The organism is Kushneria sp. EE4 (genome assembly GCF_977968315.1).
This window is the reverse complement of sequence record NZ_OZ386212.1, coordinates 3,361,467-3,377,435: the sequence shown is the minus strand read 5'-3', so window position 1 is coordinate 3,377,435 and position 15,969 is coordinate 3,361,467. Positions and strand designations below refer to the sequence as shown.

At 61.7% G+C, this 15,969-nt stretch carries 12 protein-coding genes and 1 CRISPR repeat array; of the genes, 4 read left to right on the top strand and 8 right to left on the bottom strand.

Annotated features, from left to right (window positions below; all coding sequences use genetic code 11):
• Positions 1–99: 99 nt before the first annotated feature.
• The 4 genes from ACXMYO_RS15200 to ACXMYO_RS15185 all read left to right on the top strand — a co-directional run bounded on the left by ACXMYO_RS15200 (position 100) and on the right by ACXMYO_RS15185 (position 5,891).
• Positions 100–1,428, top strand: coding sequence for an MFS transporter (locus tag ACXMYO_RS15200; RefSeq protein ID WP_457809339.1), 1,329 nt, complete (start codon positions 100–102; stop codon positions 1,426–1,428).
• 45 nt (positions 1,429–1,473) lie between these two features.
• A complete protein-coding gene (locus tag ACXMYO_RS15195; protein ID WP_457809338.1) occupies positions 1,474–3,735 on the top strand; it encodes a glycoside hydrolase family 3 C-terminal domain-containing protein in 2,262 nt (753 codons plus the stop codon).
• A gap of 82 nt (positions 3,736–3,817) precedes the next feature.
• Complete coding sequence (locus ACXMYO_RS15190; RefSeq protein WP_457809337.1) at positions 3,818–4,879, top strand: PA0069 family radical SAM protein; 1,062 nt, start codon at positions 3,818–3,820, stop codon at positions 4,877–4,879.
• A 31-nt stretch (positions 4,880–4,910) separates the two neighbouring features.
• Positions 4,911–5,891: a zinc-dependent alcohol dehydrogenase family protein gene (locus tag ACXMYO_RS15185; RefSeq protein WP_457809336.1), complete on the top strand. Its 981-nt coding sequence runs from the start codon at positions 4,911–4,913 to the stop codon at positions 5,889–5,891.
• Positions 5,892–5,997: 106 nt separating this feature from the next.
• Here the strand turns inward: ACXMYO_RS15185 and ACXMYO_RS15180 are convergent, their stop codons facing one another.
• From ACXMYO_RS15180 to cas5c, 8 genes are all read right to left on the bottom strand, one after another.
• On the bottom strand, positions 5,998–7,101 hold the full coding sequence (locus ACXMYO_RS15180) for a Gfo/Idh/MocA family protein (protein ID WP_457809335.1): 1,104 nt from the start codon (positions 7,099–7,101) through the stop codon (positions 5,998–6,000).
• A gap of 107 nt (positions 7,102–7,208) precedes the next feature.
• Entirely contained in the window at positions 7,209–8,444 is a 1,236-nt protein-coding gene (locus ACXMYO_RS15175) for a diguanylate cyclase domain-containing protein (protein WP_457809334.1), read from the bottom strand.
• Positions 8,445–8,641: 197 nt separating this feature from the next.
• Positions 8,642–10,419: a CRISPR direct-repeat array (repeat unit 33 nt; unit sequence GTTTCTATCCGCGCGACCCGTGCGGGCCGCGAC).
• 191 nt (positions 10,420–10,610) lie between these two features.
• Positions 10,611–10,901 carry a CRISPR-associated endonuclease Cas2 gene (gene cas2 / locus ACXMYO_RS15170; protein WP_457809333.1) on the bottom strand — a complete coding sequence of 97 codons (291 nt, stop codon included), beginning with the start codon at positions 10,899–10,901 and terminating at the stop codon, positions 10,611–10,613.
• A gap of 13 nt (positions 10,902–10,914) precedes the next feature.
• The gene (cas1c, locus tag ACXMYO_RS15165) at positions 10,915–11,955 is read right to left on the bottom strand and encodes a type I-C CRISPR-associated endonuclease Cas1c (RefSeq protein WP_457809332.1); all 1,041 of its coding nucleotides are present in this window, start codon (positions 11,953–11,955) and stop codon (positions 10,915–10,917) included.
• Positions 11,956–11,957: 2 nt separating this feature from the next.
• Positions 11,958–12,599 carry a CRISPR-associated protein Cas4 gene (gene cas4, locus ACXMYO_RS15160; RefSeq protein ID WP_457809331.1) on the bottom strand — a complete coding sequence of 214 codons (642 nt, stop codon included), beginning with the start codon at positions 12,597–12,599 and terminating at the stop codon, positions 11,958–11,960.
• Between the two features lie 9 nt (positions 12,600–12,608).
• Positions 12,609–13,478 carry a type I-C CRISPR-associated protein Cas7/Csd2 gene (cas7c, locus tag ACXMYO_RS15155; RefSeq protein WP_457809330.1) on the bottom strand — a complete coding sequence of 290 codons (870 nt, stop codon included), beginning with the start codon at positions 13,476–13,478 and terminating at the stop codon, positions 12,609–12,611.
• Positions 13,475–15,277 (bottom strand): type I-C CRISPR-associated protein Cas8c/Csd1, encoded by a 1,803-nt coding sequence (gene cas8c / locus ACXMYO_RS15150; RefSeq protein ID WP_457809329.1) that lies wholly within the window; start codon positions 15,275–15,277, stop codon positions 13,475–13,477. Before cas8c ends, cas7c begins: the two co-directional genes overlap by 4 nt.
• Positions 15,274–15,942: a type I-C CRISPR-associated protein Cas5c gene (cas5c, locus tag ACXMYO_RS15145; RefSeq protein WP_457809328.1), complete on the bottom strand. Its 669-nt coding sequence runs from the start codon at positions 15,940–15,942 to the stop codon at positions 15,274–15,276. Before cas5c ends, cas8c begins: the two co-directional genes overlap by 4 nt.
• Between the last annotated feature and the right edge of the window lie 27 nt (positions 15,943–15,969).

The window sequence follows — 15,969 nt, the reverse complement described above, 5'->3', positions numbered from 1 at the left end:
GATCGCCCGCCATCAGTTTAACCCAAGGTCGCATAGTGAGATGGCCCTCGACAGATCATCATGAAACCGGTTTCATAAACGCGGGATGACAATGAGGGCATGCCAATGCTGGGAGTGAAGGAGAAGCTGAGCTACGGACTGGGCGACTTTGCCAGTGCCTTCACCTGGGCCTCGCTGTCGCTGTATCTGATGTATTTCTATACCGATGTGTTCGGTATCAGCCCGGCACTGGTGGGCACGCTGTTTCTGGTCACCCGGTTGTGGGACGCGGTCACCGACCCGGCCGTGGGCCTGCTGGCCGATCGCACCCGTACCCGCTTTGGTCGCCTGCGTCCCTATCTGCTCTTTTTCTCGCTGCCGCTGGGGGCAATGCTGGCACTGACCTTTACCACACCGGCGTTGAGCGAGACCGGACGCGTCATCTACGCCTTTGCGACCTACATCGCGCTGATGGGGCTCTATACGCTGGTCAACATCCCCTACTCGGCGCTGCCGGTGTCGATGACCACCGACAACGATGAGCGCCGCCAGCTGACCAACTACCGCATGCTGCTCTCCTACATCGCCTTTGTGCTGATCAGCTACGCCACGCTGCCACTGGTGGAATGGCTGGGCGACGGTGACGAGCAGCGCGGCTTTGCGCTGACCTATACGTTGTATGGCGTGATCACCTTCATCGTCTTTCTGATGACCTTTCGCGGCGTGCGCGAGCGCTACGTGGAGGGCGACAGCGCCAGTAATCCGTTGAAAAGTTTTGCCCACATTGGCCGCGCCCGACCGTTCTGGATCATGTTCGCCACCAGTATTCTGGTCTTTACCCTGACGCTGATGCCGGACTCGGCGGCCATCTACTTTTTCAAGTACTACGTCGGCGAGAGTGCCTCGGTGTCACTGTTTCTGGCCATGGGCTATGCCAGCATGGTGGTAGGGGTGATCGTCAACCAGTTGATCATGCGGCGTTTTTGCAAGCGCCGCGTCATGATCGGCGCCAATCTGGCCTACGCCCTGGCGCTTGCCAGCTTTTTCATGGCCGCCGACATGGGCCAGACGTTCTATTTTGGCGCCTTCATGGCCGCCAAGTTCATCAACGGCATCATTGCCCCTACCATGTGGGCCATCGTGGGCGATATCGCCGACTACGTGGAATACAAAAGCGGACACCGCGCGACCGGCACCACCACCAGCGCCGTCACCTTCAGTCAGAAGTTCGGCATGAGCATCGGCGGATTGCTGACCGGCGTGCTGTTCACGACCTACGGCTATACCCCCAATACCGAGCAGAGCGAGACCGTGCTGGTGCTGATCAAATCCATGATGAGCGTTCTGCCGGCCCTTGGTGCGCTGGGCGTGGCGGCACTGATGCTGATCTACCCGCTGGGGGATCGCCGCATGGCCGAGATCCGCACGGCCAAGCCCACGGCGGCGTAGCGCATCCACATCTCCCAATCATCCGACCGACGAGGAAGCAATATCATGCGCAACCTGAAAAGCCTGATCGAACAGATGACGCTGGAGGAGAAGGCCGGCCTGTGCTCGGGCGATAGCTTCTGGCGTACGAAGGCCGTCGAGCGCCTGGACATTCCCGCAATCAACCTCTCCGACGGACCCCACGGGCTGCGTGCTCAGGGTGAGGATCAGGACCACCTTGGGGTGAACGAGAGCAAGCCGGCCACCTGCTTCCCTACGGCCGCCGGCCTTGCCAGCTCCTGGAATGTTGAGCTTCTCGAGCAGCTCGGTGCCGCGCTGGGGGATGAAGCCCAGGCCGAAGGGCTGCACGTCGTGCTGGGACCGGGCGCCAACATCAAGCGCTCGCCGCTGTGCGGGCGCAACTTCGAGTACTTCTCGGAAGATCCGCTGCTCTCCTCGCACCTGGCGGCCGCTCATATTCGGGGCACTCAATCGCGCGGCGTGGGCAGCTCGCTCAAGCACTTTGCCGCCAACAATCAGGAGCATCGCCGCATGTCGGTGGATGCGCGAATCGATGAGCGCACCCTGCGCGAGATCTACCTGGCCAGTTTCGAGTACGCCGTGAAAACGGCGCAGCCCTGGACGGTGATGTGTGCCTACAACCGGCTCAACGGCGAGTACTGCAGCGAACACCGCCGGCTTTTGACCGATATCCTGCGCGACGAGTGGGGTTTCGAGGGCTATGTGGTCTCCGACTGGGCGGCGGTCAACGAGCGTGTGCCGGGGCTTGCCGCCGGCATGGAACTCGAGATGCCGGCCTCCGGCGGTGAACGCGACGCGCAGATTGTGGCCGCCGTGCAGAACGGCCAGCTGGAAGAGGCGGTGCTGGATCTTGCCGTCGAGCGGCTGCTGCGTGTCACCTTCAAGGCCGCCGATGCCCGCCTTGAAAACGCCTCGTTCGACGCCGAGGACCACCACCAGCTGGCCCGTCGCATTGCCCGTGAGAGCATGGTGCTGCTGCAAAACGATGGCACCCTGCCGCTGGCCAACGAGCGCCGCGTGGCCGTGATCGGTGAATTTGCCGAGCGCCCGCGCTATCAGGGTGGCGGCAGCTCACACGTCAACGCCACCCGCGTCGAGCCATTGCTGGAAGCGCTCGAGACCCGCGGCGCGAGCTTTGACTATACCAAAGGCTTCGAGATCGACCGCGACGCCCCCGATCAGCAGCTCGAACAGGAAGCCGTCCAGCGCGCGCGCGATGCAGACGTTGCCGTGCTGTGTCTGGGGCTGCCCGACCGTCACGAGTCGGAAGGCTATGACCGCACCCATCTGAATCTGCCGGCCAATCAGCTCGCCCTGATCGAGGCGGTCACCGCCGCCCAGCCCAACACCGTGGTGGTGCTGGCCAACGGCGCGCCGATCGTGATGCCCTGGGCCGGCCGGGTCAGCGCCATCCTGGAAGGCTATCTGGGCGGCCAGGCGGTAGGCGCCGCGGTAGCCGATCTGCTCTATGGCGAGGTCTCACCCAGCGGCAAGCTGGCCGAAACCTTCCCGCAGCGCCTTGAGGACAACCCGGTCCATCTCAGCTTCCCCGGCGAAGGCGATGTGGTGCGCTACGGCGAGGGCATCTTCGTGGGCTATCGCTACCACGATACCCAGGACGTCGCGCCCCTTTTCCCCTTCGGCCACGGGCTGAGCTACAGCCGCTTTGACTACGCCAACCTGACGCTTTCCGCCGACACCTTTAGCGGCGATGAGCAGCTTACGGTGAGTCTCGATGTCACCAACAGCGGCGAACGCGAGGCCAGCGAGATCGTGCAGCTCTATTTGAGCGATCAAACGCAGACCGTACCGGTGGCGGCGCAGGCGCTGCGCGGCTTCGACCGCGTAACGCTCGCGCCGGGCGAAACGGCCCGGGTCGAGATGACACTCGCGCGTCGGGACTTCTGCTGGTACGACGCCGAACGCGCCGACTGGCGCCTGCCCACCGGCAGCTTCGAAGTTCGCGTTGGCGCCTCCTCGCGGGATATTCGCCTGAGCCGGTCCACCGAGGTGCACGGTGACGAGACGCCGCTGGCGGCGATCGATCGCAACACTCTGCTGGGTGATCTGCAAACGCATGAGAGCGCTGCTCGGGTACTGCGCGAGCATCTTGCCGACCTCGCCGAGGAGCTGCCCATGCTCAATAGCCTGATGGACAAGGGCGGCGATAATGATCTGATGGACGCCATGGGTCGTTACCTGCCGCTGCGCGCCCTGATCTCGTTTTCGAGCTTCACCGAGGCACGCCTTGACGCTCTGCTCAAGGACCTGAAGGCACTGGCGTAACCTTTTGTACCGCTGCCAATGACGGCTTGGGTTCTCCCTGTAATAACTGTATATTTAAACAGTACTCAGGGAGGACCCGGGCATGTCGAGTGGACCCATTACCGGCCGCGGCGCCAGCGGCAATCTGCATCACCGCTTCGATCGCATCCGCATCGAGGCGGTCGATGACGGCTGGTGGCAGGCGGATACACCTGCCAGCCACGCCACCGAGGTGCGCCCGGAACACAGCCGCACGGCGATCTCGCGCAACCAGTCACCGGACATGCCCTTTTCAAGCTCGCTCAACCCCTACCGGGGCTGCGAGCACGGCTGCATCTACTGCTTTGCCCGCCCCTCGCATGCGTACTGGGATCTCTCCCCGGGCCTTGATTTCGAAACGCACCTGATTGCGCGCACCAATCTGCCGGCACTGCTGGCCGAGGAGCTGGCGCACCCCGGCTACGTCTGCGAACCCCTGGCACTGGGCGCCAATACCGATCCTTATCAGCCCATCGAGCGCCAGCACCAGTTGAGCCGCCAGCTCCTTGAAGTGCTGCTGCGCCATCGCCATCCGCTGACCATCACCACCCGCAGTGCGCTGATCCTGCGCGATCTCGATCTGCTCGAGGCGCTGGCCCGCGAGCGGCTGGTGCGGGTGTTTATCAGCTTCACCACGCTGGACAGTGATCTCAAGCGGGTCATGGAGCCACGCGCCGCCTCACCAAAGGCGCGGCTGAAGGTTATTCGCACCCTGCGCGAGGCGGGCGTGCCGGTCGGCATCATCACCGCCCCGATGATTCCCATGATCAACGACCGGGAACTGGAAAAACTGCTGCAGGCCGGCCGTGACGCCGGCGCCACCAGCGCCGGCTATACACTTTTGCGCCTGCCTCATGAGGTGCGCCCCCTGTTCGAGCAGTGGCTTTGCGAGCACTTTCCCGATCGGGCCGAGCACGTCATGAGCCTGATCCGCCAGACCCGCGGCGGGCGTGACTACGACAGCCGCTTCGGCCATCGCCTGCGCGGTGAAGGCCCCTTCGCCGATCTGCTCGCCCAGCGCTTTCGACTGGCCATCCGCCGGTTCGGGCTCAATCGCCGCCGTGAGGAGGAGCGACTCGATACCACGCGATTTGCGCCACCTCATCAGCAAATCGCTCTGTTTTAACGACAACAATATCAAAGGGAGGTTATCCGCCATGCCTGCTGCCACCGCTTACGCCGAGCTGCCGATCGATATGCCCAGCCCCGCGCTGCGCTATCACCGCTTTGGCTCACCGCTGGAAGTGTTGCATCTGGAGCCTCGGCCCGATGGTCCGCTGGAGGATGATCAGATGCGCGTGCGCATGACCTGCTCGCCCATCAACCCTTCGGATCTGATTCCGATTGCCGGCATCTACCGTCATCGCATCGCGCCGCCGCTGGTGGCCGGCCATGAAGGGGTCGGTGTGGTGACCAGGGCACAGGGTCCATGGCGGGCTCTCGAGGGGCGGCGAGTGCTGCCGCTGCGCGGCCCCGGTACCTGGCAGCAGACGCTGGACTGCGACCCGCGCCTGGCCATTGCCGTACCCGACGATATTCCCGATCACGTGGCGGCGCGGGCCTGGATCAACCCGATGACGGCCATGACAATGCTGCAGCGCTGGCCGGTCGATGGATGCGATGTGCTGCTGACTGCGGCCGGCTCCAACTGCGCGCGGCTGCTGGCGCAGTGGGCGCTGTGCTGCGGGGCGCGCTCGGTGACCGGTATCTGTCGCAGCGCCCATCACCGCGAGGCGCTGACCGAGATGGGCGTACACGTGCTGGATCAGGACGATCACGACGCCATTGATGCCGCCGCCGGGCGCGCCGGACGCATTTTTGACGCCACCGGCGGGCGGCTGGCCGACCGATTGCTGACCCACATGCCCGCTGACGGCGTGTTCGTCACCTACGGGCTGCTCTCCGGTGTGCCCATCAGCCCGCAGCGCATGAGTGCGCGCGTGCGCCGCTTTCATCTGCGCGATCACATCAGGGGGCTGGAGCACACCGAGTGGCAGGCAGGCTTTGAAACGCTCTGGGCCCTGCTGCGCGACGTCAACATGGCGCCGGTGCAGCATTTCCGGCTTGCTGACTGGCGCCAGGCGCTGCTCTGGCATGACAGCCATCCGGGCATGAAAACCATGCTGACGCTTTCCTGACCGCGCCGGCCTTCCAACCGTGCAACATCGCCGTAAAAGACCGGCATAAAAAAGGGCCGCCCCTGTCGGGCGGCCCTTTTGCGATCACACACGTTACCGGGATGACTCAGTCGCCGCTGATGGTCTCGACGCTGATCACTTCCGGCGGCTCGACCGGTGTCAGGCGACGCACCTGATCCGACTGTATGCGCTCACGATACTCGAGCGGCTCAAGCGATTGCGGCTGGCCACTTTCCAGCGCGCGCTCGATGGCTGCCATGATGCGCACATCGCGCAGGCCTTCCGTGCCGTCGGCTTCGGGGTCGATATCGTTGAGAATGCAGTGGGAGAAGTAGTCGGTCTGACCGCCGAACTGCTCCACCGGGCCGGGCGAATGGGCCGTGGTCTCGCCATCAACGCTCAGGTCATAATCGATCGACACCGTCGGGCCGAACATGTAGCTGGGGCGCGAGAACAGCGCGCCGCGCTCGCCGATGACCGACAGGTGGTTGTGGCCGCTGGTGGCGTAGCTGACAAAAAACTGGGCCAGTCGACCCTCGGCAAAGCGCAGGCTGACGCTCACGCTGTCGTCACAGGTATAGTCGCGCCCCGGCGTGTTGTCGCTCATGGCGCTGACCTCGACCGGCTCGGCGCCGAACAGATGGCGTACCGCGTTGATCGGATAGGCGCCCATGTCGGGCACGGGACCTGCCCAGTAGCCGTGCAGGGCGCGGTGGTTTTTCGAGTTGAGATCCTGGGTGAGCTGCGAGGAGAACGACCGCGGCGCGCCGATGGTACCCTCACGCATGTGCCGAATCATCTCGAGTGTGCCCGGCTCGTGGTGCAGCCGGTAGGCGACCATCAGTTTGGCGTTGCCGCGCTCGGCGGCCTCGATCATCGCCTCACAGTCCTCGACGCTGGTCGCCATCGGCTTTTCCAGCAGCACATGAATGCCGGCTTCCAGCGCCGGCACGGTGTCCTGGCGATGGCGAAAGTTGGGCGTGGCGACATAGACGGCATCGATCTCGCCGGAATGTAAAAGCGTTTCGTAGTCGTCGTAGCCGTAGACCTTGAGGTTATAGCGCTTGCTCAGCACCTCGGCCTTTTTCGGATCGCCGGTGACCAGCGCCGTCATCTCCGAGTTGTCGCTGGCCGCGATGCCCGGCATGAACGCACCCTGTGAAATTTCTCCGCCGCCGAGGACGGCGTAGCGCACTTTTCCCTGTGCCATGTAAGCTCCTGAGCCATTCGTCAATGAAAACGAGTCCTCCAAGCCTGGCGCAGGGCGCCGGAACTGTCAGGCACAACCATAATATTCATCATGGCGCATCAAACCCCTCACCCGGCCCGGCTGACGCCGGCATCGCCACGGGTCAGATCATCGATCATCACCTGGTTGCGCCCGGCGCTTTTGGCGCGATAGAGCGCGGCATCGGCGGCTTCAAACAGCCGGGTGGTATCGCACGTTTCAGCGTACCCCAGCGCCACCCCGATGCTGACGGTGACCACACCGGCCGTCGTGCTGTGATGATGCATCATGGACAGACCCTGAACGCTGGCCCGCAGGCGCTCGGCATAGGGTGCAAGCGCTGCGCCGGTCATGCCGGTCACGAAGATGGCAAACTCCTCTCCCCCGATACGACCGGCACGCCCGTGCGGCTCGGCGGCCGCGGCCAGCGCCTGTGCCACGCGCCGCAGCGCCCGGTCGCCGGCGGCGTGGCCGTAGTGGTCGTTATAGGCCTTGAAGCTGTCGATATCGATCATGGCCATGGCCACCGGCGCTCCTGGCGCCATTCGTTCGAGATCACTGGCAAGGCCTGCGTGAAAGCCGCGTCGATTGGCAAGCTCGGTCAAGGGATCAAGCGCGGCCAGACGACCAAGCATATCGCGCTGTTCGGCGAGCTGGCGCTTGCGACGCTCCTCACGGGTGATGAGCAGAAAGTGGCGACGGCGCTCGTTTTCAAGCGTCCGGTGGGCAAACAGCGCCGGGCCGATGATGACAATGGCGATCATCAGATTGTGAATTTCAAGCACCGGCAGTCTGAGCGGGCCATGGGCGATCGCTGCCGACTGAATCAACACCACAATGACAGCCAGTATCATCACCAGACGCAGGGGCAGCGCCATGCTGATGACCATCGCCATCAACACGGCGTAGTTGGCAAACACGAACCCCAGCGCGTTGACGGAGCTGGAAAGCACCATCAACACCGCCAGCATCGCCACCGCAAGAAGATGAAAGCCACAGGTCACGCACTGCTGAACGATCAGCGGGCCACGCGCGCGGTGCAGCCAGTAGAGCACCGCAAGGCCCAGTGGCAGTACGACGCCAAGGCGAAGGGTCAGGGCCAGCCGTATCCGGTCGGGCACGGCGAACCAGTCCCCGGGGGCAAAGGCAACATAAAACACGAGGCCGATGATCACGGAGACCGACAGGGCACGCTGACGCGCCGCCCGGGTGCTGGCGGCAAACGCACTCATCTGCTCGGCCGGCAGGGTGACACGCCCGAACCACCCCTCGCCTTCCAGCGCCCGATCCAGCTCAGTGGCCTCTTCCTGCATGGTGGATTCCATTGTTCCTGGCACCTGCCTGCAGTTGTTTGAGTTGTTCGCCACGGCCACGACGGTGACCTTATCGCATCACTGAAAGGCATCCGCTTCAGTGCGGCGAACCAGACAGGTTTGAAAGGTTATCGACCGGGCGCCTGTGCGCTTGAGCACCCATGCGGGCCGCGACATTAACTGGTTGTGAAGAGCGATACCTTTAAAGAGTTTCTATCCACGCGACCCGTGCGGGCCGCGACAGCCAGATCGGTGACGGGCACCGGCTCGCCGAACGTGTTTCTATCCGCGCGACCCGTGCGGGCCGCGACATGCCACCATGTCGTACGCGGCAACAAGTGGGCGTTTCTATCCGCGCGACCCGTGCGGGCCGCGACTTCGTTTGCGCGGTCACGCCGGACGACGAGCCCAAGTTTCTATCCGCGCGACCCGTGCGGGCCGCGACGACGGCGGTCAGGTCGGCGTGTGGTTGGTCGTGCAGTTTCTATCCGCGCGACCCGTGCGGGCCGCGACGCGGTCGCCGGTACGCGCTGCTGTCCGAGTCCGAGTTTCTATCCGCGCGACCCGTGCGGGCCGCGACTCAGCAGATATTAGGTTGGCAGTCGCTGCATTGTTTCTATCCGCGCGACCCGTGCGGGCCGCGACGAGATTAACGCCATCCTTGAGCGCAAGGTTTCTGTTTCTATCCGCGCGACCCGTGCGGGCCGCGACCCGCTGACCTTCAATCTCTTTGATAATCCAGTCAGTTTCTATCCGCGCGACCCGTGCGGGCCGCGACACGAACGTGCCGATCGTCCTGGGCATGAGCGGGTTTCTATCCGCGCGACCCGTGCGGGCCGCGACTGCCGGCAAGGTCATGGTGGCCGAGGCCGGCATGTTTCTATCCGCGCGACCCGTGCGGGCCGCGACTTGCCAATACAAGGGCTGAGCTCTAGCTAGTGCATAGTTTCTATCCGCGCGACCCGTGCGGGCCGCGACGCGGTCCTCGGCGCTCCACTGCTCGTTGTCGTAGTTTCTATCCGCGCGACCCGTGCGGGCCGCGACGAGGCCATACGCCAGCATGCGCAGCGCGGCGCTGTTTCTATCCGCGCGACCCATGCGGGCCGCGACCTTCGATGTGGTCGATAGCACGCAGATTTGGCCGCGTTTCTATCCGCGCGACCCATGCGGGCCGCGACAGGTACAGACGATGAACGTTCTCCGCACGCTGCACGTTTCTATCCGCGCGACCCATGCGGGCCGCGACGGCTGCGATACGTGCAGGGGCGAATGCCGTTCGAGTTTCTATCCGCGCGACCCATGCGGGCCGCGACGTCTGGCGCTTCGATTCTTATACCACCTTCTTCCAGTTTCTATCCGCGCGACCCATGCGGGCCGCGACTTGTCTGGGTCAAATTCGACGGTCGCCGTAATATCGTTTCTATCCGCGCGACCCATGCGGGCCGCGACCTCTGGCCTACGGTTCCGGTGACGAAACGCGCATTGTTTCTATCCGCGCGACCCATGCGGGCCGCGACCACCTCCCTGCATTCGTGTTTGCCCTGCTGGCCAGGTTTCTATCCGCGCGACCCATGCGGGCCGCGACTGTCTGCCCGTCCCTCGAGCGCATCGTTGCGGCGGATTTCTATCCGCGCGACCCATGCGGGCCGCGACCGAGTCGCCCGATGCAGTAGCGCACGTCGATGACGTTTCTATCCGCGCGACCCATGCGGGCCGCGACCTGTACCAGCACGCTATATCTGATCATGCCAGTGTTTCTATCCGCGCGACCCATGCGGGCCGCGACTGTCGGCATTGCCGAACACGCTGCCGTAGCCACTGTTTCTATCCGCGCGACCCATGCGGGCCGCGACCCTTGCCGGCGCTGGCCTGTTCATAAGCGTCCAGGTTTCTATCCGCGCGACCCATGCGGGCCGCGACCATCGACGCCAGGTGCGTTGTCTGTCGAGCCGCAGTTTCTATCCGCGCGACCCATGCGGGCCGCGACTGCCTACTCATAACGCATTGTCGGAATTGAGAAAAGCCCCCGATTTTGGCGAACCCGATACGAGCACGCCCTCTCAAGGCAAAGTACTTTTCAAAACATCGTTCAAGTAATTAACAATCAGGATGTTAAAGAGCTGCGAACCTGACGGGAAAAAGCGGAACGCTTGCGGTTCGCAGAGAAAGGCAGAAGGTTTAGAAAACCAGTGGGCCGTTCATGTCCAGGGCAGGTTTGGCACCGATATGCTCAATACGTCGCTGCCAGTTACGGCCCAGAAAATAAAAGCGCAGACTGTCGACCTCATCATCGATCATGTCGATCAGCGTCTGGCGCAGTCTGACCCATTGATCCGGGTCGACCTCGATTTCGAAAACGGAGTATTGTACGCGCTGGCCAAAGTCCCGACACACTTTTGAGACACGTCGTAACCGACGAGTACCGCCTTCCGAAGTCACGCTAACGTCATAGCTGACCAGTACGAGCATGCAGCACTCCGCTTTATTTCCAGAGAAAGGGTGGGTAGGCGTCCAGGTCGCCACGCAGGTGTCGTGCCAGCAACTGCGCCTGAAGATGGGGCAGCATGCCGATCGGCGATTTTTCATCGATAAAAGCGTGATGCAGTTCTTCGCGCTTGCGCTCCTGATAGGCCGTTAGCACGGTCTTTCGCGCGTCATCTGTTAATGTCACGCCACCGCTTTCGGCAACCGCGAAATCCTTTTCTCTTAGCTGACGTCGATTAATTAGTGACAGCGCAAGGCGATCGCCCAGAAGCGGTCGAAACTCTTCTGCCATGTCCAGAGCAAGGCTTGGGCGCCCGGGTCGATCACGATGTAAAAAGCCCACAGCCGGATCAAGCCCCACGCCTTCCAGCGCCGAACGGCAATCGTGCGTTAACAGCGTGTAGAAAAAGGACAGCAGCGCATTGATGCGATCTCGTGGTGGGCGACGATTGCGGCCGTTAAAGCGAAAGCCTTCGCCGTCATGTCGGATCAGATGATCAAAAATACTGAAATAAACCTGTGCGGCCTCGCCCTCCAGCCCGCGAAGCGTATCTGTCGACTCGGCATGTAGAAGATTGCGGGCAATACGACTCATCCGTTTGCGCGCCTGCTCGAGCTGTAAACGAGGCCCTTCTTCAAGCTTTGCGCCGTAGTCTCGCAAACCGCGCGCCAGAACGGCCCTCTGATTGTGTACCTTGCCGATCAAAAAACTGCGCACCACTTCAATACAGCGCTCATGGTTATCACTGACCCTGTACTGGGTGCGCCTGAGTAAAACATTGCCGGAGACCGGTCCTTCGATGCGGGCCAGAAATTTCCCCTGCGGTGAGAGATGCGTGATGGTAACGCCCTGCTCGGCGCAAAAGCCCATCAATGGTGGCGACACCAGCACACGTCCAAAGCAGACCAGTGACTCCAGCATGTGGATTGGAAGTCGGGCACGCTCCTTGCCATCTACCTGCATCACAATATTGGCACCCTCCTTCTTCATCCAGGCGCCATCGGTCGTGATATAAAGCGTATTGAGCTGGCGTCGCATGGTCAGTCGTCCCCGAGATTCTCAAGCTGGCGTACCAGCCATCGCCCGGCTGAACGTTGTTTGCCCATGACCTGTGGCTGACAAAGCTCGATCAGCGAGCACTGATCGCAGCGTTTTGCCTCATAGACTGCCAGAGGCGTGATATTGGTTTCGAACAGTCGGCGTACGCCGTCAATAACCTCCAGCGTCAGGGCTCTGAGCGTCTCATCAAAATCGACGGTTTTGCGACGACGGCTTTTCCCGTAAAAAAGTGCTCCTTCCTGCACGACCACGTCTCGCATCTCTTCAATACAGAGCGCCTGCGCACAAAGCTGAACTTCATCAGCGCGATGCGCCTTGGGTCGACCGCGCTTGTACTCGATCGGACGAATGGCCATGGGCTCCTGTCGCTCATCGAACTCCACCACATCCGCCACACCGGTCAGCCCCAACGCTTCATGCGCCAACGGTAGTGCCATGGCGGTATGTACACCACGGCGCCGCTCAAGCCCAGGACGATCGGCACGTTCGTGAAGAATGCGCCCCTCGGCGGTATAGCGGTTCTCTGCCCACTGCTGCTCGAGATGAATCAACGCACACTGACGCGGGCAGAACAGGTAATGCTGCAATGCCGACAGCGGTATCAGGCGGATGTCATCTTCCATAAGAACAGGTTACAGCCGTTCTTCGACGCTGACGCCAGCGGGGATGGCCTCGCGGTCGATATCCACCGCGTAATCCTGAAAGCGCCGTGCCGGTGTATCCGCCTCCCCTTCAACACGCGAGACCGTAACGCTGTCAAACAAGCGGTGCGCCGGGGCATTGCCCATCGCATGATCATGCTTGAAGACAATCAGCTTGCGCGCCGACATCTCGCCGCGCGCAGCAGAGCGGTCATGCTCGAACATGTTGATCAGCGAGCGCCACAACAGTTCAAGATCGTCTTTTGAAAAGCCGGTGCGCTCTGCAAGCTTTGCCGAGACATAGCCGTGCACGCGGTAAAGACCGTAAGGAATGATGTGCTTGCGCCCCATGGTGCGCTCTTTTTCAAGATCCTTTTCGTTGGTCACGGCCATGCGCGTAATGGAAACCTCCATCGGCACGACCGGATCAATCGAACTGGCGAACGCCAGCTGAACCGGCCCGCGTACCTGACCGGAGTTGACCTCGGTCGTCATCACGGCACCAAAGGTGCGTACGTCAAAGAAGTTGTCACACATCCAGCCGGTCAGTTCGCGTGCCTTCGCCTGATCCTTTGGCAGCTTCTTGGCCTCATGCTTGAGCCCGATCGCGTCGTAGGCCTTTTTGTGCTGATTGTTAAGGACCGACTTTTCCTGCATGTAGATGGCATGTCCAGCCTCGTCTTCCTTTTCAAGCGCGACATAATTGCGGATCTTGCGCTTGAGACAGACATCGGTCACCAGCCCCTGGTTGGTCTCGGGGTCCAGCCGTGGCAGATTGCCGGCATCCGGATCGCCATTGGGATTGCCGTTGATCACATCGAACAGCAGGACGAATTCGTAGCGGTTGGCGATGGCAGTCATGCCTCTTCTCCCTGTGTGGTGGCGTCTTCTGTTGAGGTATCGGTATTGCGCCTGGCAAAACGTGCCTGTGTCTGGTGGTAGTACCCGATGGCAAAACGCCCCTGGTCCTCGATTTTGAGGCTTTTGGGAAAGCGCTCCCCCAGTCCACCAATGATGCTGGTCATTTCACGCTCAATGACGGTAGCCAACCCACCCTTTTCATTTTTGCGCATGTTGGAAATATGGTGCTGTACGTTGCGCAAAAGCATTGGAAACACACTGGCCGGTGTTGCTGAAGCCGCACCGTAATAGCGATCACGAATGGTGGCATTGAGCTTATCGCCCAGCGCACCGCGCTGAGCACGCTCCAGCTCGGCAAAAAGCCGCCCGAGCAGGTAGCCGGGGTGGGTAGAGTGCGGGTCGAGACTCACGGGAACCTCCAGAGATGAAAGACAAGATGACGCAAGGCGTGTAGTTCGGGACAGGACTGCCTTGCAAAGCGCAACGCGAATACCACTGATGTCGCCATCGTTGCGAAAGCGCATGACCAGATGACTCAAAAGCGACTGTGGATAGCGCTGACCGGTAAAAATGGCTCGCGCCATTTCACCGGCCAGCTGGGGTGGAATATCTTCGGCTTTTGCCTTGCCGTCGCGGCTGGGGGCGGTGGCATACAACAGCCGCCACAGTGGTGGTAGCGCTCCTTTCCAGGGTGACGGCGTCAGCGCCAGGTCCTGCTGATGCTGTGCGACATGACGCGTCAGCTGCTCCAGCGTGTTGACGCACCACAAACGCACGGAAAGCCTCGCCGCATTCGGTGCCAGCCCGAGTACAAAAAATTCGGTGTCTCCCTGCAGGCCGAGATCGGTATCTGCCAGCGCGCTGCCATGCGCGATGCGCTCAAGCGCCGTTTTCAGGCGAGCGGCTTCCTGCTCATCGGTGGGAGGCTCATTGAGAATGGAGAAGAAAAAGGTTTCCGCCTTCTCGGCCTGAGCAGCGTCCCCGGCATTGGCCCAGAATACGACCGTGGCGTCGCCGACCTGCAGACGCTGGTGGTTGTCACTGTCGCGACGCAACAGGTAATTAAGCGCCGTGGCGTATCCAAAAATGGCCTTTTTCGAAATGGCCGCGTTGGCCTGCCCTTTCTGGCCATAGGACTCATAGGCGTCGCTATTAAAAGAAACGAGCGAGGCCCCCGAACTTTGGGCCCCATTAACCTCTCGAATTGCAGGATGGCCAGTACCCAGTGGTGCTACCTCCCCGGTGACCAGACACTGCCCCATTACACCTTCATCGCTTTCCATCGCCGCTGCCCAGCGCTGCTGCGCCTCGGGATGCTGATGCAGGAAATGCCGCTCACCGTCGAGACGAAAGACCACGTTGCTGTCCAGTACGTCGTCGCTATAACCGGCAAGGGCCTTTAGCTGATCAGGCGCCCAGTCTTCCATCAATCCGAGAAAAGCGTTGAGTTCCAATGCTTCGCTTCCCGCCAGCAGTTCTCGCTGACGTGTCCTGAAAGCGTCATGCTCTTCAGCAAGACGCTTGCCCTCGCCTGCGGTGACTCCCAGTGCATAAGCCGTCTTGTCCCACAGCCCATAAGCATGGATACCCGAAGTACGGCGCTTGTCGACCGGCACCTGCATCGAGCGCGGCCGCGGCTTTTTGCCGGAAGTGTCGCGCAGATCGTCAATCTGCAGCGGCACGCCATCGCGAGAGAACACCAGCGCAAAGCTGATCTTTTCACTGCTGAACCCGGGAGCTGGCACCCTGCCCTGCTCGGCCAGACGCTGGTAATACGCATTGAGTCTGGAAAGGATCATGCCAGCGCCTCCGCAAAGGGCGGGACATCGATGACGCCATCGTGCATGCGGGCGCGATAAAAGCGTGGCGTTTTGCCATTGGCGAAATCGATATCATGCAACATGAAGCCCAGATCGCGCTCACCACAGAGTGCATCATTGATCGAGGGCATCTGGTCATCCTGCTCGATCAGCTCAAAACTGGCGGGAAACTCTCGCGTGCCCAGACACGGCATGTGAAAGCACTGCCCCTTCCGGGCACGGCGATTGAAGATATCCAGGTGCTTGCCGGGCGTGTCGCTGTCATCAGCACGTGCGGTGAACTCAAAATGGGCCTCAATGACGTAGCCCACGTCCCGCAAAATGGTCGAGGCACGCTGCTGGCGATTTTGATCGACGAAGTAATGCACCTCATCAACACGTCCGCTCTTGATCCCCTTGCTGACCGTCCCCGCAGGCAGCTTGCCGGCTACCTCGTTACGGCGAATCGATTCAAAACGCACGGGTTTGAGCACATGAATGCGGTCTACACACCACCGGATGGCCGGTTTCCAGTGGATGGCTTCCAGAATGCCGCGGGCGGCCGAGGGCGTGATGACATCATAGGAAAACCGTTCGGTTTTCAGCTCCGGTCGGGTAAAACAGGCTCGCTCGCCCCAGATATGCAGCCGGACACCGATGCTCATTGATGGATCCTCGAAATGGTTTCATTA